At 55.3% G+C, this 2,973-nt stretch carries 2 protein-coding genes; both read right to left on the reverse strand.

Annotated features, from left to right (window positions below; genetic code table 11):
- Nucleotides 1-1,322 (reverse strand): condensation domain-containing protein (locus tag EKO24_RS06300; protein WP_241674416.1); only part of this gene is annotated, 1,322 nt, incomplete at its 3' end.
- Between the two features lie 87 nt (nt 1,323-1,409).
- Nucleotides 1,410-2,973: non-ribosomal peptide synthetase (locus EKO24_RS06305; RefSeq protein ID WP_143733188.1), on the reverse strand; the 1,564-nt coding region annotated here is incomplete at its 5' end.

The raw sequence follows: 2,973 nt of genomic DNA on the forward strand, positions 1-2,973 counted from the left end.
AAATGGCCGATCAGCCGCTCGATCGTCGCGGCCTCGAACAAGTCGGTCGCGTACTCGACCCGGCCGGACAAACCCTGCGGGGTTTCCGTCAGTTCCAGGGTCAATTCGAATTGGTTCGTGCCGTTACCGGCCTGGAGCAATTCCGACGTTATCCCTTGTAGCTGCAACGGACTCTCCGGAGTATTCTGGAACACGAACATGACCTGGAATAGCGGATTGCGGCTCAGACCGCGTTGCGGGTGCAGGGCCTCGACCAGTTTTTCAAACGGGATGTCCTGGTTCGCGTAAGCGCCGACCGTCACTTCCCGGACTTGCGCGAGCAGTTCCCGGAACCCCGGATTGCCGGACAGGTCGGTACGCAACACCAGCGTATTGACGAAAAAGCCGATCAAGCCTTCAAGCTCTAAGCGGTTCCGTCCGAAAGTCGGCGTACCGATCACAATGTCGTCCTGGCCGCTATAGCGGTGCAACAGCACCTGGAACGCGGCCGCCAAGGTCATGAAAAAAGTCACGCCTTCATGCCGGCTCAGGGCTTTCAAGGCTTCGGTCAAGTCCGGCGATAAGCTGAAGGAGCGATTCTCTGTGCGGTAGGATTGCTCGGCCGGGCGCGGCCTGTCGGTCGGCAGCTCCAGCGCGGACGCTCCCGACAAACGGCTTTTCCAGTAATCCAGCAACTGTTTCTTCGACTCTCCCTGCAACCATTCCCGTTGCCAGACCGCATAGTCGGCGTACTGTATCGGCAACTTCGGCAAGGGCGAGGACTGCTCCAGGCAAAATGCCTCATACAACACCGATAATTCGCGCAAGAACACATCCTTCGACCATCCGTCATAAATAATATGATGGAAGGCCAGTAAAAAAATATATTCGTCATCGCGTATGCGCAGCAACTGGAAGCGCAGCAGCGGGAGTCTTTCCAGGTCGAAAGCCGTCGCTTCGTTAATCCGGATCAGCCGCGCTACTTCTAATAAGCGTTGCTGTTGCGAAAAGCTGCGCAGGTCGGTCATCGTTAACGGCACCGACAGCGAAGACAGAATCACCTGCACCGGCCCGCCATCCTGTTCGGCGAAGCACGTCCGCAATGCTTCGTGACGGTGGACTATCGCGTTCAACGCCGCTCTCAGCGCTTCTATATTCAGTTTGCCCTGAAGCCTGAACACACTGGAAATAATGTAGTTGACGGTCGTGTCCGTCAGCTTGTCCACAAGCCACAACCGTTGTTGGGGATAGGAGGTAGGAAAAATGAAGAGGTCGGTGGATAAATCGGTTTTATCTATAGAATATTCAGCATGACTGCCTGAAGAGCTTTCAAAAACTTTCATATTTATTCCTATTCAATTATTTTTTTACAGCACGGCTTCAACCGCCTTGTTCGCTAAGGGGGGAGAATCCGCTAGTTTTGAGTTGTTTCAAGAATTGCTGATCCTGTAAGCGGACCGGCGTTGGGCAATGATGCGTTTGGAACGGTTTGCAATCCTTGCACCGGTGTTTTCAATCAGCTTTGCCAATTCGGCGATAGTGGACGTCTCAAATAACGTATTTAGCGGAATCTCCACCGATAGTTGCTCGCCAATGCGAATAATGACCTGCATTGCAAGCAGCGATTGCCCACCCAGCTCGAAGAAATTGTCATGGATGCCGATCGGATCGATTTTCAGGATTTCGCTCCATATTTCGGCCAGTTGTATTTCCACCGGATTGCGTGGAACAACAAAGTCACGATTCGCGGCCTGCCGGTCTCTCTCCGGCTTAGGCAGGGCCTTGCGGTCGAGCTTGCCGTTAGCAAGAACCGGCAACGTATCGAGGAATATAAATACGGAAGGCACCATGAAATCGGGCAGCTTTTTCTTCAGGAAATCGCGCAACTCAAAGGCGCTGGGGCTTAAATAATCTTTATACCCAGAGGGCATATGAGCAGACAAGCTGCTCAACTCAGCTTTTAGCACCACATAAGCAATCAAACGCTTGGCGCCGTCGCTGTCTTCGTGCGCCAATACGGCCGCATCGCGAACAGCCAAGTGTTCCACCAGCTTGGCCTCGATATCGCCCGGCTCGATCCTGAAGCCCCGGATTTTGACCTGGAAATCGTTACGGCCCAGGAACTCAATCGTACCGTCGTCCCGCCATCGCGCCAAATCGCCGGTTTTGTAGATCCGCGCGTTAGCTTCTTCCGTGAACGGATCGGCTATAAAGCGTTTTGCCGTCAATTCCGTGCAGTTCCAATAACCCCGCACGACGCCCTCGCCGCCGATATGGAGTTCGCCCGGCACGCCGACCGGCAGCAGGTTACCGCTACCGTCCAGGATATAAAGGCGAGCGTTATCGATAGGCCGCCCTATCGATAACGGCCTGTCCAGGTCGTCCCGGTTTGTCAAATGAACGCTGCTCCAAACCGTGCATTCGGTCGGCCCGTATTCGTTGTACAACGGTACGCGCGGCAACGCTGCATAATGCTGCCTGACCACCTCGGTTGAGCAGGTCTCTCCGGCCACGATAACGGTTTTAAGATGTTGCAGCTTGCTCCCCGCTTGCTTCAACAGCAGCGCATAAAAAGAAGGCAAGGCCAGCAGATGCGATACCTGCCCATCTGCGATCAATCCGGCCAATGCGGCAGGCTCCTTGGCGATGTCGTCGGCCGGCAAATACAGACGCCCGCCCTGCCCCAGCGTCCAGAACAATCCGGCCACGGAACTGTCGAAAGCAAACGAAGACAATAGCAGGTAAGCGCTGACCGCTTCCCGGTAACGGCTAAATCTCGCCGCGGTCGAATGCACGACGTTGCGGTGCGAGACCATCACGCCTTTAGGATTTCCGGTAGAACCGGACGTGTAGATCATATAAGCCAGGTGGCTAGGCGTCAGTCCTTGGCGATCCGGATTGCTGTGCGGACGCTCCGCCCAGGGCGGACATTCGGCATCGAGATCGAGCACCGGCATCGCCGTTTGCGGGAACAGGCCGTCGAGCCGCCCTTGC

The sequence above is a fragment of the Candidatus Methylobacter oryzae genome, from assembly GCF_003994235.2.
In the GTDB taxonomy this organism is placed as follows: domain Bacteria; phylum Pseudomonadota; class Gammaproteobacteria; order Methylococcales; family Methylomonadaceae; genus Methylobacter_A; species Methylobacter_A oryzae.